Annotated in this window: 18 protein-coding genes; 7 read left to right on the top strand and 11 right to left on the bottom strand. The window is 59.1% G+C overall.

Annotated elements, in window-relative coordinates:
• The first annotated feature begins 5 nt into the window (after window positions 1–5).
• Window positions 6–1,448, top strand: coding sequence for a metalloprotease TldD (gene tldD, locus IB250_RS25605; RefSeq protein ID WP_123498976.1), 1,443 nt, complete (start codon window positions 6–8; stop codon window positions 1,446–1,448).
• A gap of 51 nt (window positions 1,449–1,499) precedes the next feature.
• Here the strand turns inward: tldD and yjgA are convergent, their stop codons facing one another.
• Entirely contained in the window at window positions 1,500–2,024 is a 525-nt protein-coding gene (gene yjgA, locus IB250_RS25600; protein ID WP_007901505.1) for a ribosome biogenesis factor YjgA, read from the bottom strand.
• 108 nt (window positions 2,025–2,132) lie between these two features.
• Here yjgA and pmbA point away from each other — a divergent pair, with 108 nt between their 5' ends.
• From pmbA to IB250_RS25570, 6 genes are all read left to right on the top strand, one after another.
• On the top strand, window positions 2,133–3,479 hold the full coding sequence (gene pmbA, locus IB250_RS25595; RefSeq protein WP_192346239.1) for a metalloprotease PmbA: 1,347 nt from the start codon (window positions 2,133–2,135) through the stop codon (window positions 3,477–3,479).
• A 247-nt stretch (window positions 3,480–3,726) separates the two neighbouring features.
• Window positions 3,727–4,122 carry a FagA protein gene (locus IB250_RS25590; RefSeq protein WP_123498981.1) on the top strand — a complete coding sequence of 132 codons (396 nt, stop codon included), beginning with the start codon at window positions 3,727–3,729 and terminating at the stop codon, window positions 4,120–4,122.
• Window positions 4,115–5,491, top strand: coding sequence for a class II fumarate hydratase (locus IB250_RS25585; protein WP_192346237.1), 1,377 nt, complete (start codon window positions 4,115–4,117; stop codon window positions 5,489–5,491). Before IB250_RS25590 ends, IB250_RS25585 begins: the two co-directional genes overlap by 8 nt.
• A gap of 27 nt (window positions 5,492–5,518) precedes the next feature.
• Window positions 5,519–5,959, top strand: a complete 441-nt coding sequence (locus IB250_RS25580; RefSeq protein WP_192346235.1) for a hypothetical protein — start codon at window positions 5,519–5,521, stop codon at window positions 5,957–5,959.
• A 1-nt stretch (window position 5,960) separates the two neighbouring features.
• Window positions 5,961–6,572 carry a superoxide dismutase gene (locus tag IB250_RS25575; RefSeq protein ID WP_192346234.1) on the top strand — a complete coding sequence of 204 codons (612 nt, stop codon included), beginning with the start codon at window positions 5,961–5,963 and terminating at the stop codon, window positions 6,570–6,572.
• Between the two features lie 55 nt (window positions 6,573–6,627).
• Window positions 6,628–7,521 carry a ZIP family metal transporter gene (locus IB250_RS25570; RefSeq protein ID WP_192346232.1) on the top strand — a complete coding sequence of 298 codons (894 nt, stop codon included), beginning with the start codon at window positions 6,628–6,630 and terminating at the stop codon, window positions 7,519–7,521.
• Window positions 7,522–7,626: 105 nt separating this feature from the next.
• Here the strand turns inward: IB250_RS25570 and IB250_RS25565 are convergent, their stop codons facing one another.
• From IB250_RS25565 to IB250_RS25520, 10 genes are all read right to left on the bottom strand, one after another.
• Window positions 7,627–7,899 (bottom strand): HPr family phosphocarrier protein, encoded by a 273-nt coding sequence (locus tag IB250_RS25565; protein WP_192346230.1) that lies wholly within the window; start codon window positions 7,897–7,899, stop codon window positions 7,627–7,629.
• Between the two features lie 15 nt (window positions 7,900–7,914).
• Complete coding sequence (gene rapZ / locus IB250_RS25560) at window positions 7,915–8,772, bottom strand: RNase adapter RapZ (RefSeq protein WP_123498993.1); 858 nt, start codon at window positions 8,770–8,772, stop codon at window positions 7,915–7,917.
• A 2-nt stretch (window positions 8,773–8,774) separates the two neighbouring features.
• Window positions 8,775–9,239 (bottom strand): PTS IIA-like nitrogen regulatory protein PtsN, encoded by a 465-nt coding sequence (ptsN, locus tag IB250_RS25555; protein ID WP_007901530.1) that lies wholly within the window; start codon window positions 9,237–9,239, stop codon window positions 8,775–8,777.
• 12 nt (window positions 9,240–9,251) lie between these two features.
• The gene (gene hpf, locus IB250_RS25550) at window positions 9,252–9,560 is read right to left on the bottom strand and encodes a ribosome hibernation-promoting factor, HPF/YfiA family (protein WP_003178005.1); all 309 of its coding nucleotides are present in this window, start codon (window positions 9,558–9,560) and stop codon (window positions 9,252–9,254) included.
• A gap of 79 nt (window positions 9,561–9,639) precedes the next feature.
• Window positions 9,640–11,133, bottom strand: coding sequence for an RNA polymerase factor sigma-54 (locus IB250_RS25545; protein ID WP_192346228.1), 1,494 nt, complete (start codon window positions 11,131–11,133; stop codon window positions 9,640–9,642).
• Between the two features lie 185 nt (window positions 11,134–11,318).
• Complete coding sequence (gene lptB / locus IB250_RS25540; protein ID WP_030128011.1) at window positions 11,319–12,044, bottom strand: LPS export ABC transporter ATP-binding protein; 726 nt, start codon at window positions 12,042–12,044, stop codon at window positions 11,319–11,321.
• Entirely contained in the window at window positions 12,044–12,592 is a 549-nt protein-coding gene (gene lptA, locus IB250_RS25535; RefSeq protein ID WP_007901540.1) for a lipopolysaccharide transport periplasmic protein LptA, read from the bottom strand. The genes lptB and lptA overlap by 1 nt, the downstream gene beginning before the upstream one ends.
• Complete coding sequence (lptC, locus tag IB250_RS25530) at window positions 12,579–13,151, bottom strand: LPS export ABC transporter periplasmic protein LptC (protein ID WP_192346226.1); 573 nt, start codon at window positions 13,149–13,151, stop codon at window positions 12,579–12,581. The genes lptA and lptC overlap by 14 nt, the downstream gene beginning before the upstream one ends.
• 7 nt (window positions 13,152–13,158) lie before the next feature.
• On the bottom strand, window positions 13,159–13,683 hold the full coding sequence (locus IB250_RS25525; RefSeq protein WP_192346224.1) for a KdsC family phosphatase: 525 nt from the start codon (window positions 13,681–13,683) through the stop codon (window positions 13,159–13,161).
• Entirely contained in the window at window positions 13,683–14,657 is a 975-nt protein-coding gene (locus IB250_RS25520) for a KpsF/GutQ family sugar-phosphate isomerase (RefSeq protein WP_032830275.1), read from the bottom strand. Before IB250_RS25520 ends, IB250_RS25525 begins: the two co-directional genes overlap by 1 nt.
• Window positions 14,658–14,715: the final 58 nt, after the last annotated feature.

Here is a 14,715-nt window from a genome sequence, read left to right as displayed (position 1 = left end):
AGCATATGAGCGAGTTGTTGTCCTCCGTCAGTGAACACCTCCTGGCGCCCGGCGGCGTAACGATCGAGAGCCTGCAAGGTGTGCTCGGCGATCTGGCCGGCCCGGGCATCGATGCCGCCGACCTGTATTTCCAGGGGCAGATTTCCGAATCCTGGGCGCTGGAAGACGGCATCGTCAAGGAAGGCAGCTTCAACCTTGACCAGGGTGTCGGCGTGCGTGCGCAATCGGGTGAGAAAACCGGTTTCGCCTACAGCAATGCGATCACTCTCGAAGCGCTGGGCGCAGCAGCCCGTGCAGCCCGTTCGATCTCCCGGGCCGGGCAGAACGGTACCGTGCAGGCATTCACCACCCAGGATGTCGCCCAATTGTACGGGCCGGATAACCCGCTGGAAGTGATGACCCGTGCCGAGAAAGTAGAGCTGCTCAAGCGTATCGATGTGGCGACCCGTGCCCTCGACCCGCGTATCCAGCAAGTCACCGTGAGCATGGCCGGGGTCTGGGAGCGGATTTTGATTGCTTCCACCGATGGCGGCCTGGCGGCAGATGTACGACCGCTGGTGCGTTTCAATGTCAGCGTGATCGTCGAGCAGAATGGCCGTCGTGAACGCGGCGGTCATGGCGGTGGTGGTCGTACCGATTACCGCTATTTCCTCAGCGACGACCGCGCCATGGGCTATGCCCGCGAAGCGTTGCGTCAGGCGCTGGTGAATCTGGAAGCGATCCCGGCCCCGGCCGGTACATTGCCGGTGGTATTGGGTTCGGGTTGGTCCGGCGTGTTGTTGCACGAAGCCGTCGGCCATGGTCTGGAAGGCGATTTCAACCGCAAGGGCAGTTCGGCCTACAGCGGGCGCATGGGCGAGATGGTTGCCTCGAAGCTCTGCACCATCGTCGATGACGGCACCCTCGCCGGGCGCCGTGGTTCGCTGAGCGTCGACGACGAAGGCACCCCGACCGAGTGCACCACGCTGATCGAAAACGGCGTGCTCAAAGGTTATATGCAGGACAAGCTTAATGCGCGCCTGATGGGCGTGGCCCGCACCGGCAACGGTCGTCGGGAATCCTATGCGCACCTGCCGATGCCGCGCATGACCAACACTTACATGCTGGCAGGCGAAAGCGACCCGGCAGAAATCATCGCCTCGGTAAAGAAAGGCATCTACTGCGCCAACCTCGGCGGTGGTCAGGTGGACATCACCAGCGGCAAGTTCGTGTTCTCCACCAGCGAGGCGTACCTGATCGAAGACGGCAAGATTACTGCCCCGGTCAAAGGCGCGACGTTGATCGGCAACGGGCCGGAAGCCATGAGCAAGGTGTCGATGGTCGGTAACGATCTGGCGCTGGACAGCGGTGTGGGCACGTGTGGCAAGGATGGGCAGTCGGTGCCGGTGGGTGTCGGCCAGCCAACGCTGAAAATTGATGCGATTACCGTGGGTGGCACAGGGTCGTAAGAAGGGATGGAGCTTCGGGTGAGTCGCTTGGCAACTCACCCGATTCGGGACTTAACGCAGACCGCGTTGAGTCTCGTCCAGCTCACGGATGTACTTGAAGATTTTACGGCTCGAAGCCGGTGGCTTGTTGGTCGCCAGTTCGTGCTGGGCCTGACGGATCAGGGAGCGCAATTGCTGACGATCAGCTTCCGGGTAGTCGAGCACGAACTTCTCCAGGACTGCATCGTCGCCCGCGATCAAGCGATCGCGCCAGCGTTCCAGGCCATGGAAGCGTTCGTTGTACTGCCGAGTGGAGGCATCCAGTTGATCGAGCAGAGTCAGAATGGCGTCAGTGTCCTGATCGCGCATCAGTTTGCCGATGAACATAAGGTGCCGTTTACGCGCGATATTCGCGGTGTGCTTGGGCGCATCGGCCAAGGCCCGGCGCATAGCGTCGGTCAACGGCAGTTTTGCCAGCAAGTCAGGCTTGAGTGTTGTAAGGCGCTCGCCAAGGTCAACCAGAGCATGAAGCTCGCGTTTAACCTGGGATTTGCTTTTTTCTCCCGTATCGAGGGAGTCGTCGTAAGAATCAACCATGGTGGCCGTCCGCAAAGAAACGCCGCCATGATAACCAGTCGGGGGCCGCTTGTCCGGCCCGGTCGCTCGAAGGCCCCAGCCGAAAGCAGAATTTGAGTGGAGAACAGCATGAGTGCAGTTGAAAGCGTCGGCCCACAAGCGTTGCCGGCACTGCAAGAACAAGTCGAGCAGATCATCGCTGAAGCCAAGCGCCAGGGCGCCAGTGCCTGTGAAGTGGCCGTGTCGCTGGAGCAGGGCCTGTCGACCACGGTGCGTCAGCGGGAAGTCGAAACCGTTGAGTTCAATCGCGATCAGGGCTTCGGCATCACCTTGTACGTAGGCCAGCGCAAAGGCTCGGCCAGCACCTCGGCCAGCGGCCCGGAAGCGATTCGCGAAACCGTCGCCGCGGCACTCGCCATTGCCAAGCACACGTCTGAAGACGAAGCCTCGGGCCTGGCGGATGCCGCGCTGATGGCCAAGGATCTGCAGGATTTCGACCTGTTCCATCAATGGGACATTACCCCGGAGCAAGCCATCGAGCAGGCCCTGGCCTGTGAAGCGGCGGCGTTTGCCGCCGACAGCCGGATCAAGAATGCCGATGGCACCACCCTCAGCACTCACCAGGGCTGCCGGGTTTACGGTAACAGCCACGGTTTTATCGGTGCTTACGCGTCCACTCGTCACAGCCTCAGTTGCGTAATGATCGCCGAAGCCGATGGCCAGATGCAGCGCGATTACTGGTATGACGTGAACCGTCAGGGCAATTTGCTGGCCTCTCCAGAGAGCATCGGCCAGCGTGCCGCGCAACGGGCGGCGAGCCGTCTGGGCGCGCGTCCCGTGCCGACCTGTGAAGTGCCGGTGCTGTTTTCCGCGGAACTGGCCGGTGGCTTGTTCGGCAGTTTCCTGTCGGCGATCTCCGGTGGCAGTCTGTACCGCAAATCGTCGTTCCTCGAAGGCACGCTGGGGCAGAAGCTGTTCCCGGAATGGCTGACCATCGATGAGCGTCCGCACCTGATGCGCGCTCTGGGCAGTTCGGCGTTCGATGGCGATGGCCTGGCGACCTACGCCAAGCCGTTCGTGGAGAAGGGCGAGTTGGTGTCCTACGTACTCGGCACCTACTCCGGCCGCAAGCTAGGCATGCCGAGCACTGCCAACGCCGGCGGCGTGCACAACCTGTTCGTCACCCATGGTGACGAAGATCAGGCCGCCTTGCTGCGCCGCATGGGGCGAGGCTTGCTGGTCACCGAGCTGATGGGGCAGGGCCTGAACATGGTCACTGGCGATTACTCCCGTGGCGCGGCGGGTTTCTGGGTCGAGAACGGCGAAATCCAGTTCGCGGTGCAGGAAGTGACCATCGCCGGCAACATGCGTGACATGTTCAAGCAGATCATCGCAGTTGGTAATGACCTGGAACTGCGCAGCAATATTCGCACCGGGTCGGTGTTGATCGAGCGGATGACAGTGGCGGGTAGCTAAGCCTCCGATCGCTGCACAAAAAGGCGCGCCACCCAATTGGGTGGCGCGCCTTTTTTATTGGTCGCAACACAGATCCTGTGGGAGCGGGCTTGCCCGCGATAGCGTCATTTCAGTGGACATCGATGTTGAATCTTCTATCGTCATCGCGAGCAAGCCCGCTCCCACAAAGTACTCAGTGCTTTGCTGTGCTTGTTTTGGTTCTCATTATCATCTAATAATAAATCTCATTACCGAATGAGCCCGGATCATGAGTTCTGCCTTGCACGAGCAGCCTTACCTCGAAAGCTGGCGCTGGATGAGTCGCCAGATCCGTTGCGCCATGGACCCTGACGAACCGCGCCTGATCGAACATTACCTGGCCGAAGGCCGGTATCTGGCGTGTTGCACGGCCACCTCTCCCTGGACCATCGCCGAAACCTCTTTCCGTTTACTGCTCGACACCGCCGTCGATGTCGCGCTGCCCTGGCACTGGCGCAGCTTGTGTCTCGACCAGGCCTGGCGGCCGTTGCGCGATCTCGAACGACAATCACTCTGCAAATGCCGCCTCAAACGTTGGCAAAGCTACGCCTGGCAACTGGCGACCTGCGAGTTGCAACCCTCCATCCCTCTCATAGAACTGGTGCAAGGATCTCCTGATGAGTAACACACGTATCGAACGCGACAGCATGGGCGAACTTCAGGTCCCGGTGGACGCTCTCTATGGCGCGCAAACCCAGCGTGCGGTGGATAACTTCCCGATCAGCGGCCAACCGATGCCTGTGCAGTTCATCCGGGCGCTGATTCTGGCCAAGGCCGCAGCCGCCCGAGCCAACGTCGAGCTCAAGCAGATCAGCGAATCCCAGGGCAAGGCGATCGTCGACGCCGCTCAAGGCTTGCTCGAAGGCGATTTCATGCAGCACTTCCCGGTGGACATCTTCCAGACCGGTTCCGGCACAAGCTCCAATATGAACGCCAACGAAGTGATCGCCACCCTGGCCAGCCGCTTGCTGGGCGAGCCGGTGAATCCCAACGATCACGTCAATTGTGGCCAAAGCAGCAACGACATCATCCCGACTGCCATCCATGTCAGCGCCGCATTGAGCTTGCATGAGCAGTTGCTGCCGGCGCTGGTGCATCTGGTGCAGGTAATCGAGCACAAGGCCGAGCAGGTTCATCCATTCGTCAAAACCGGGCGTACCCATTTGATGGACGCCATGCCTGTGCGCATGAGTCAGGTGCTCAATGGTTGGGCGCAACAGCTCAAGGCCAATATCGGTCACTTGCAGGATCTGCTGCCAAGCCTGCAGTCCCTGGCCCAGGGTGGCACGGCGGTGGGTACCGGGATCAATGCTCATCCGCAATTTGCGGCGCATTTCAGCCAGCAACTCAGCCAACTGACGCAGGTTCAGTTCACGCCGGGCAAGGACTTGTTTGCGCTGATCGGCTCGCAGGACACGGCGGTCAGCGTTTCAGGGCAGCTCAAGGCTACAGCGGTTTCCTTGATGAAAATCGCCAACGACCTGCGCTGGATGAATTCCGGCCCGTTGGCCGGGCTCGGTGAAATCGAACTTGAAGCCTTGCAGCCCGGCTCGTCGATCATGCCCGGCAAGGTCAACCCGGTGATCCCGGAAGCTACCGCGATGGTCGCCGCTCAGGTGATTGGCAATGACACGGTGATCACCGTCGCCGGTCAGTCGGGCAATTTCGAGCTGAACGTCATGCTGCCGATCATCGCCCAGAACCTGCTGAGCAGTATCCAATTGCTGGCCAACGCCAGCCGTCTGCTGGGTGACAAGGCTATCGCCAGCTTCAAGGTCAACGAGGCCCGGCTCAAGGAAGCGCTGTCGCGCAATCCGATTCTGGTCACTGCACTCAACCCGATCATTGGTTACCAAAAAGCCGCCGAGATTGCCAAGAAGGCTTATCAGCAGGGCCGGCCGGTGATCGATATCGCCCTGGAGCACACCGATCTGACGCGCAGCCAACTGGAAGAATTGCTCAACCCAGAGAAGCTCACCGCAGGCGGCGTGTAATCACCGCTACCGCTTTGGAGGCTCACCATGGAGCACTGGAAACGCACGATCGAAAGAGCAAATCGCTGTTTCATGCTGGGCGAGCTGATCGATGCCCGCGAGGCCTACTTGCAGGCATTGGCCCTGGCCCAGGTGTTGTTCGAGCGCTGGGCGGATGCCGACGAAGCGGTGGCGGCTTGCGTGATTTCCCACCATAACCTGGCGGACCTGCACCTGCGTCTGAACCAGCCGGAGGAGAGCGCCGAGTACCTGTGTGCAATCCATCAACGGCTTCTGCAGACCATGCAGGACCCGCGACTGGCGCCAGCCTTGCGTGAAGCCGCGCTACGCCAGAGCAGCAAAACCTATGTCGAGCTGCTGAATTTCATCAGCGAACACGGCGAGTATCCGCGCACCCACCGGTTGCTGCGTACCGACACCGCTTCGACCTCGCATCAGCCTGTGCCCTTACTACATGGAGTTCATTGAAATGGCTTTTACCTTGCCTGCCTTGCCGTACGCCTATGACGCCCTGGAACCGCACATCGATGCGCAGACCATGGAAATCCACTACACCAAACACCACCAAACCTACATCAACAACCTCAACGCTGCAGTCGAAGGCACTGAATTTGCTGAATGGCCGGTGGAAAAACTGGTGGCGGCTGTCCAGCAATTGCCAGAAAAGCTCCGTGCGGCAGTGATCAATCAGGGCGGTGGGCATGCCAACCATTCGTTGTTCTGGGAAGTGATGGCACCCAACGGCGGAGGCCAACCTGAAGGCGCGCTGGCCAAGGCGATCGACGAACAGCTGGGTGGTCTCGACAACTTCAAGGAAGCCTTCACCAAAGCTGCGCTGACCCGTTTCGGCAGCGGTTGGGCCTGGTTGAGCGTGACGCCGCAAAAGACCTTGATTGTTGAAAGCAGCGGCAACCAGGACAGCCCGTTGATGAATGGCAATACGCCGATCCTCGGCCTGGATGTCTGGGAGCACGCTTACTACCTGCGCTATCAGAACCGTCGCCCGGAATACATCAATGCGTTCTACAACGTAATCAATTGGCCCGAAGTCGCCGCGCGTTATCAGGCTGCGCTGGTTTAGGGGGAACTAGTTGAGAACGCCCCCTAAGTCTCTATAAAACAATCCAGGGCTGACTATGGGCACTGAAACACTGGCGATCGGAAGTGGACGAATGTTTCGTTACGCACTGGGATCGTTATTACTGCTGGCGGGCATGACGTTATTGGCTGCCCAAGGGCTGAGCTGGCTGGACCTCGAACCGAAACTGCAGCGCGCCCTGCAAGGCGGGGCGATTTGTGCCTTGGGTACGGCTTTGGGCGCGGTGCCGGTGCTGGTGATTCGGCAGATGCCTCAGGCGGTCAGCGACATATTGCTCGGTTTCGGAGCCGGGGTGATGCTCGCCGCAACGGCGTTTTCGCTGATCGTGCCGGGCATTGCCGCGGCAGAAAACCTCGGGCTGACGCCTTGGGCGGCCAGCGGCCTGATCAGCTTCGGCATCCTTCTGGGCGCATTCGGGTTGTTTCTGGTGGATCGCAGGGTGTCTGGCGCTACGCCCGAAATGCTCGTGGGGACACTGAAGCGATCGGTGATTCCACCGCGGATCTGGTTGTTTGTGTTCGCCATCATCGCCCACAACATTCCCGAAGGCATGGCGGTCGGCGTCTCGGCCGGTGGTGGCATGCCTGACGCCGACAGCCTGGCCATGGGCATCGCATTGCAGGATGTGCCGGAAGGACTGGTCATTGCGTTGGTGTTGGCCGGGGCAGGGATGTCGCGGGTCAAGGCGTTCCTGATCGGTGCTGCATCAGGGTTGGTCGAGCCGGTCTTTGCATTGTTATGCGCCTGGCTGGTGAGCCTGGCCGAACTGCTGTTGCCTTTGGGGCTGGCACTGGCGGCCGGTGCGATGTTGCTGGTGGTGACTCACGAAGTCATCCCCGAATCGCGCCGCCATGGTCACGACAAACTGGCCAGCCTTGGGCTGCTGATCGGGTTTTGTCTGATGATGGTGATGGATACAGCGTTGACTTGAAAAACAGGATCAAAAGATCGCAGCCTCGTTTCACTCGACAGCTCCTACTGTATGCAGATCCTTGTAGGAGCTGTCGAGTGAAACGAGGCTGCGATCTTTTGACTTTTATTCGCCTTCGTCGAAGTAGTCGTTGATCAACTTCACCAGTGCATCCAGCGCTTCCTGCTCCTGTTCGCCTTCGGTAATCAGGTGGATTTTGGTGCCCTTGCCAGCGGCCAGCATCATCATTGCCATAATGCTTTTGCCGTCGATCATTGATTCCGGCGTACGGCCAACCCTGATCTGGCAAGGATACTGACCCGCTACCCCAACAAATTTTGCAGACGCGCGGGCATGCAGACCCAGCTTGTTGATAATTTCGATTTCCAGAGCAGGCATCGCGATGTGAATCCTTTAGCTGAGGTCGCGGTGGCGGACCTGGACGTTCTTCAGGGTTTTTTGCAGGACCTGACCCAGACGTTCGGTCAGGTAGACAGAGCGGTGATGCCCGCCAGTGCAGCCAATGGCAATGGTGACATAGGCGCGATTGCTGGCGGCAAAGCGGGGTAGCCACTTGAGCAAGTATGAGGAAATGTCCTGGAACATCTCTTCGACGTCCGGCTGTGCCGCCAGGTACTCGGCCACCGGTTGATCGAGCCCGGACTGTGCCCGTAGCTCCGGCTTCCAGTAAGGGTTGGGCAGGCAGCGCACGTCGAATACCAGATCGGCGTCCACCGGCATGCCCCGCTTGAACCCGAAAGATTCCACCAGGAACGCAGTACCCGGTTCCGGTTGATTCAGCAGGCGCAGCTTGATGGTATCGCGTAGCTGATACAGGTTCAGATTGGTGGTGTTGACCTTGAGGTCAGCCAGATCGGCGATAGGCCCCAGCAGATTGGTTTCATCCTGGATCGCCTCCGCCAGCGAACGATTGGCGCTGCTCAGCGGGTGACGACGGCGAGTTTCCGAAAAGCGTTTGAGCAAGGTTTCTTCGTCGGCGTCCAGGTACAGCACATCGCACTGGATATGTCGGCTGCGGACCTCTTCCAGCAATTCGGGGAACCGTGACAGGTGGCTTGGCAAGTTGCGTGCATCGATGGACACGGCCACCAGCGGTTGTGCCAGTTCGGTGTGAATCAGCGCGCGTTCGGCCAGTTCCGGCAGCAAGCCGGCAGGCAGGTTGTCGATGCAGTAGTAGCCGTTGTCCTCGAGCACATCGAGGGCGGTACTTTTACCTGAGCCGGAGCGGCCACTGACGATGATCAGGCGCATGATTAGTGACCGTTCTGCTCGTCCAGGACAACCTGATACAAGGCTTCGTTGCTCGGGGCGCTACGCAATTTTTCACGCACTTCCTTGCGATCCAGCATGCTGGCAATCTGGCGTAGCAGTTCCAGGTGTGCATCGGTGGCGGCTTCCGGGACCAGCAGCACAAACAGCAGGTCAACCGGGGCACCGTCGATGGCATCGAAATCGATAGGGGCTTCCAGGTGCAGCAGCGCACTGATTGGCGAGGTGCAGCCTTTGAGCCGGCAGTGGGGGATGGCGATGCCGTTGCCGAAACCGGTAGAACCGAGTTTCTCACGGGCAATCAGGGCCTCGAAGACGTCCTGCATTTCCAGATCCGGTACTTCGCGGTGGATAAGGTTGGCAATTTGCTCGAGGGCTTTCTTTTTACTGCCACCCGGCGCGTTCACTTGGGAACGGCCGGGGGTCAGGATGGTTTCTAGTCGGATCATGGATTGGGGGTGTTAACGACCGGTCGCGCCCTGGAGGAGGCTCTGGGTCTTTTCCTTATGCTTTTTAAGTTGGCGATCCAGCTTGTCGGTCAGCAGGTCGATGGCGGCATACATGTCCGTATGCTCGGCATTGGCGACCACTTCTCCGCCGGGAATATGCAGCGTGGCTTCGATCTTCTGCAGCAGTTTTTCGACGTTCATCGTGACTTGCACATTGGTGATCTTGTCGAAATGCCTCTCTAATCGGTCGAGTTTTTCGCCGATGTAGGTGCGCAGGGGTTCGGTCACTTCCAGTTGGTGTCCACTGATGTTGACTTGCATACAGCTTCTCCTTCGTTGCCAGTGCATAAAGCGGCAGGCAGAAATGCCTGCCACTGGAACGCTGTGGCGAGCCCGGCGGCTACATCAACCGCTTCCGTTCGCTGGAAGGCGCGATCCCCAGGGATTCGCGGTACTTGGCGACGGTACGACGGGCTACCTGAATGCCTTGTGCCTCCAGTAAACCAGCGATCTTGCTGTCACTCAACGGCTTTTTCTGATTTTCCGCGGCAACCAGTTTTTTGATGATCGCGCGGATCGCCGTGGACGAGCATTCACCGCCTTCAGAGGTACTGACGTGGCTGGAAAAAAAGTATTTCAGTTCATAGATGCCCCGTGGGGTATGCATGAATTTTTGCGTGGTCACCCGTGAAATCGTCGATTCATGCATGCCGACTGCTTCGGCAATGTCATGCAGCACCAACGGCTTCATGGCTTCGTCACCGTATTCGAGAAAGCCGCGTTGATGCTCGACGATCTGGGTGGCGACTTTCATCAGGGTTTCATTGCGGCTTTGCAGGCTCTTGATGAACCAGCGAGCCTCCTGCAGCTGATTACGCATGAAGGTGTTGTCAGCGCTGGTATCGGCGCGGCGCACGAAACCGGCATATTGGGCGTTGACCCGCAGGCGTGGCACCGATTCCTGGTTCAGCTCCACCAGCCAACGCTCGTTGTCCTTGCGCACGATCACGTCGGGAACGACGTATTCGGCTTCGGTGGACTCGATTTGTGAACCCGGGCGTGGGTTGAGGCTCTGGACCAATTCGATGACCTGGCGCAGCTCATCTTCCTTGAGCTTCATGCGGCGCATCAGCTGGCTGTAGTCGCGGCTGCCGAGCAGGTCGATGTAATCGGTGACCAGGCGCTTGGCTTCGGCCAGCCAAGGGGTCTTGGCGGACAACTGGCGCAGTTGCAGTAGCAGGCATTCACCGAGGTTGCGGGCGCCGATGCCAGCGGGTTCGAATTGCTGGATGCGGTGCAGGACGGCTTCGATTTCGTCCAGTTCGATGTCCAGTTCCGGGTCGAATGCTTCGAGGATTTCCTCGAGGGTTTCGTCCAGGTAGCCCTGATTGTTGATGCAGTCGATCAGGGTCACGGCGATCAGGCGATCGGTGTCGGACATCGGTGCCAGGTTCAGTTGCCAGAGCAAATGGCTTTGCAGGCTTTCACCGACCGATGTGCGGGTGGTGAAGTCCCACTCGTCGTCATCGCTGCTCGGCAGGCTGCTGGCGCTGGTCTGGTAGACATCCTCCCAGGCGGTGTCGACGGGCAATTCGTTGGGGATGCGCTCGTTCCAGTCGCCTTCCTCAAGGTTGTCCACCGTCGGGGCGGTTTCCTGGTAGGAGGGTTCCTGAATGTCGGCGTTAGGTTTCTGTTCGGCGCTATCGGCCAAGGGGTCGGCGTTATCGAAGTCGTCGCCTTCTTCCTGGCGTTCGAGCATCGGATTGGACTCCAGAGCCTCCTGGATTTCCTGTTGCAGGTCCAGGGTCGACAATTGGAGCAGGCGGATGGCCTGTTGCAGCTGCGGTGTCATCGTCAGCTGCTGGCCCATTCTCAAGACTAGCGATGGTTTCATGGCAGGGGCTTAACACCTTATTCGCCGGCGCACATGCGCCATCCACTACAGGGCGCCGAAGCGCCAAACATAAGCAAATTATATGCCCGAAACTGAAGTGTTTGCCTAGAGCGCTGTAACAATAAAAAGTTATTGATTTTTTATTGAAGCGAGCGCTCTCTCGGCGACTTGGGCACCTCAGGTGCTTACAGGCGGAACTCGTGGCCCAGATACACTTCCTTGACCAGTTCATTGGCGAGGATGGTGGCGGAGTCACCTTCAGCAATCAGTTGGCCGTCGTTGACGATGTAGGCGGTTTCGCAGATATCCAGGGTCTCACGAACGTTGTGGTCCGTGATCAGCACGCCAATGCCTTTAGCCTTGAGGTGATGGATGATCTGCTTGATGTCGCCCACCGAAATCGGGTCCACGCCGGCGAAGGGTTCGTCGAGGAGGATGAATTTCGGGTTGGTAGCCAGTGCCCGGGCGATTTCCACACGGCGGCGTTCACCACCGGACAGGCTCATGCCGAGATTGTCGCGGATGTGATGGATGTGAAATTCCTGCAGCAGGCTTTCCAGCTCTTGGCGACGACCGGCCTTATCGAGCTCCTTGCGGGTCTCGAGGATGGCCATGATGTTGTCGGCCACCGACAGTTTGCGGAAGATCGACGCTTCTTGCGGAAGATAGCCGATGCCGGCCTTCGCGCGACCGTGCATCGGCTGGTGGCTGACGTCCAGGTCGTCGATCAGTACGCGGCCTTGATCGGCCTGTACCAGGCCGACAATCATATAGAAACAGGTGGTTTTACCGGCGCCGTTAGGGCCAAGCAGGCCGACGATCTGACCGCTGTCGATGGACAGGCTGACGTCGCGCACGACCTGGCGGCTCTTGTAGCTCTTGGCCAGATGCTGAGCTTTCAGAGTTGCCATTACTGGGCCTTTTGCTCGTCGGTTTTCTTCTTCGGCTGGATCACCATGTCGATGCGAGGGCGTGCCTCGGTGACCTTGTTACCCGTGGCGCGACCGGCGCTCGCAAGCTTTTTGACCGTGTCGTAGACGATTTTCTCGCCTTGGGTGACGTTGTTGTCCTTATCGATGACTTTGGCGCGATCGATCAGCACGACGCGGTTTTGCGAGGCGTGGTACTGGATAGTTACGCCGTAGCCCTGGACCGGCTTGGTATCGCCCGCCGTTTGCAGTTGCTCGAAGTAGGCAAGGTTGCCCACCGAAGTCACCACGTCGATGTCGCCGGTCGGGGTGCGGGTGATGGTCACGGTATTGCCGGTGACCTTCATCGAGCCCTGGGTGATGATCACATCGCCCTTATAGGTGGCAACGCCGTTCTTGTCGTCCAGTTGGGCATCGTCGGCCTGAATGCGGATAGGCTGCTCTTGATCGTTCGGCAGAGCCCAGGCGCTCACGCTTCCCAGTGCTGCGCCCAGACTGAGCAAAATAGGGAGAGTTTTAACGAGCCTCATACTGTCCTCTTACGTTCGATAGCAGGTGTATCCTGCTTTCTTTCAAGTACGCTTTCATTCCGTTGCCTGTCGATACACCGCCGGCGCCGTCGATTCTAACGGGTTGATCGGTCTGCGCATATTGCTGCTGCGGGAACACGGTCATACGGGTGGTGGTAATCAGGGTTTTACGGTTTTTTTCGTCGAAACGCGTGATACGTACCGAGTCAATCAGCTCGACCTGAGTGCCGTCCGGGTTGACTTCGCCGCGCTCGCTCTGGACGTGCCAGGGGAATTCGGTGCCACGGAACATGTTCAGGTCCGGATTGCTCAGCAACGTCACCTCGCTCGCTTTCACGTGTTCGACCTTGTCCGACGTCATCTCGTATTGCAGTTTGCCGTCGGGCAGGTACTGCACGCTGTGGGCGTTGATGGCGTAATAGTCGATCGCGGTTTCATCGACCTTCACCACCGGTTTGTCGAGGAAACGTTCCGGGCTGATGTTCCAGTAACCAACCGCTGCAAAAATCGCGGCGATGCAACCGAACACCAGGATGTTACGAATTCTTTTGCTCAGCATGATGGGCTCACAGGTACGCGGCGTTGGCCGCATCGAGGCGGCCCTGGGCGCGCAGGATCAATTCGCAAAATTCGCGAGCGGCCCCCTCGCCACCGCGGGCCTGGGTGATGCCGTGGGCGTGTTCGCGCACGAAACTGGCAGCGCTGGCCACCGCCATGCCAAGGCCTACGCGGCGAATCACCGGCAGATCCGGCAGGTCGTCGCCCAGGTAGGCCACTTGTTCATAGCTCAGGTTGAGCTGGCCAAGAAGTTCGTCGAGCACCACCAGTTTGTCTTCGCGACCCTGATAAAGGTGCGGAATACCGAGGTTCTTCGCGCGCCGTTCAACCACCGGGGTCTTGCGGCCACTGATAATAGCGGTCTGCACGCCCGCGGCCATCAACATCTTGATGCCCTGGCCGTCGAGGGTGTTGAACGTCTTGAATTCGCTACCGTCTTCGAGGAAGTACAGGCGCCCGTCGGTCAGCACGCCATCGACGTCGAACACCGCCAGTTTGATCTGTTTGCCGCGTTGCAGCAGGTCCGTGCTCATTACATTACTCCCGCACGCAGCAAATCGTGCATGTTCAAGGCGCCGACCGGACGGTCTTCGCTGTCGACCACTACCAGTGCGTTGATCTTGTGGTCTTCCATGATTTTCAGGGCCTCGGCGGCGAGCATCTCGGCGCGGGCGGTCTTGCCGTGGGCGGTCATCACTTCATCAATGGTCGTGCTGTGGATATCGATGGTACGGTCCAGCGTGCGACGCAGGTCGCCGTCGGTGAAGATCCCGGCGAGTTTGCCATCCGTGCTCAGTACAACGGTCATGCCCAATCCCTTACGGGTCATTTCCATCAAGGCATCCTTGAGCAGCGTACCGCACATCACTTGCGGCAATTCGGTGCCGGCATGCATGACGTTTTCCACTTTCAGCAACAAGCGGCGGCCAAGGGCGCCGCCCGGGTGGGAAAAGGCGAAATCTTCGGCGGTAAAGCCGCGAGCTTCAAGCAAGGCAACGGCGAGAGCATCACCCATGACCAGTGCCGCGGTGGTCGATGAGGTAGGTGCCAGATTCAGCGGGCAGGCTTCGTGTTCGACGCTTACATTGAGATTGACTTCCGCTGCCTTGGCCAGCGGCGACTCGGGGTTACCGGTCAGGCTGATCATTTGAATGCCTTGGCGTTTGATCAGCGGCAGCAAGGTGACGATCTCGTTGGTGGAGCCGGAATTCGACAGCGCCAGAATGATGTCATCGCGGGTGATCATGCCCATGTCGCCATGGCTGGCTTCGGCCGGATGCACGAAGAAGGCGGTGGTGCCGGTGCTGGCCAGGGTGGCGGCAATCTTGTTGCCGATGTGCCCCGATTTGCCCATGCCGACCACGACCACGCGGCCTTTACTGGCCAGAATCATCTCGCACGCACGTACGAAATCCGCATTGATATGGGGTAGCAAGCCTTGTACGGCTTCCAGTTCGAGGCGGATGGTACGTTGTGCGGATTGAATCAGGTCGCTGGATTGGTTCATGTCGGGAATCGAATAGCCTGATGAAAAGGCGGCGATTATAGCGGTAATGATCAAAACC

The organism is Pseudomonas sp. PDM09 (genome assembly GCF_014852305.1).
Classification (GTDB): domain Bacteria; phylum Pseudomonadota; class Gammaproteobacteria; order Pseudomonadales; family Pseudomonadaceae; genus Aquipseudomonas.
Note: the sequence above shows the minus strand (reverse complement) of the source record. Positions and strands in the feature narration are given on the sequence as shown.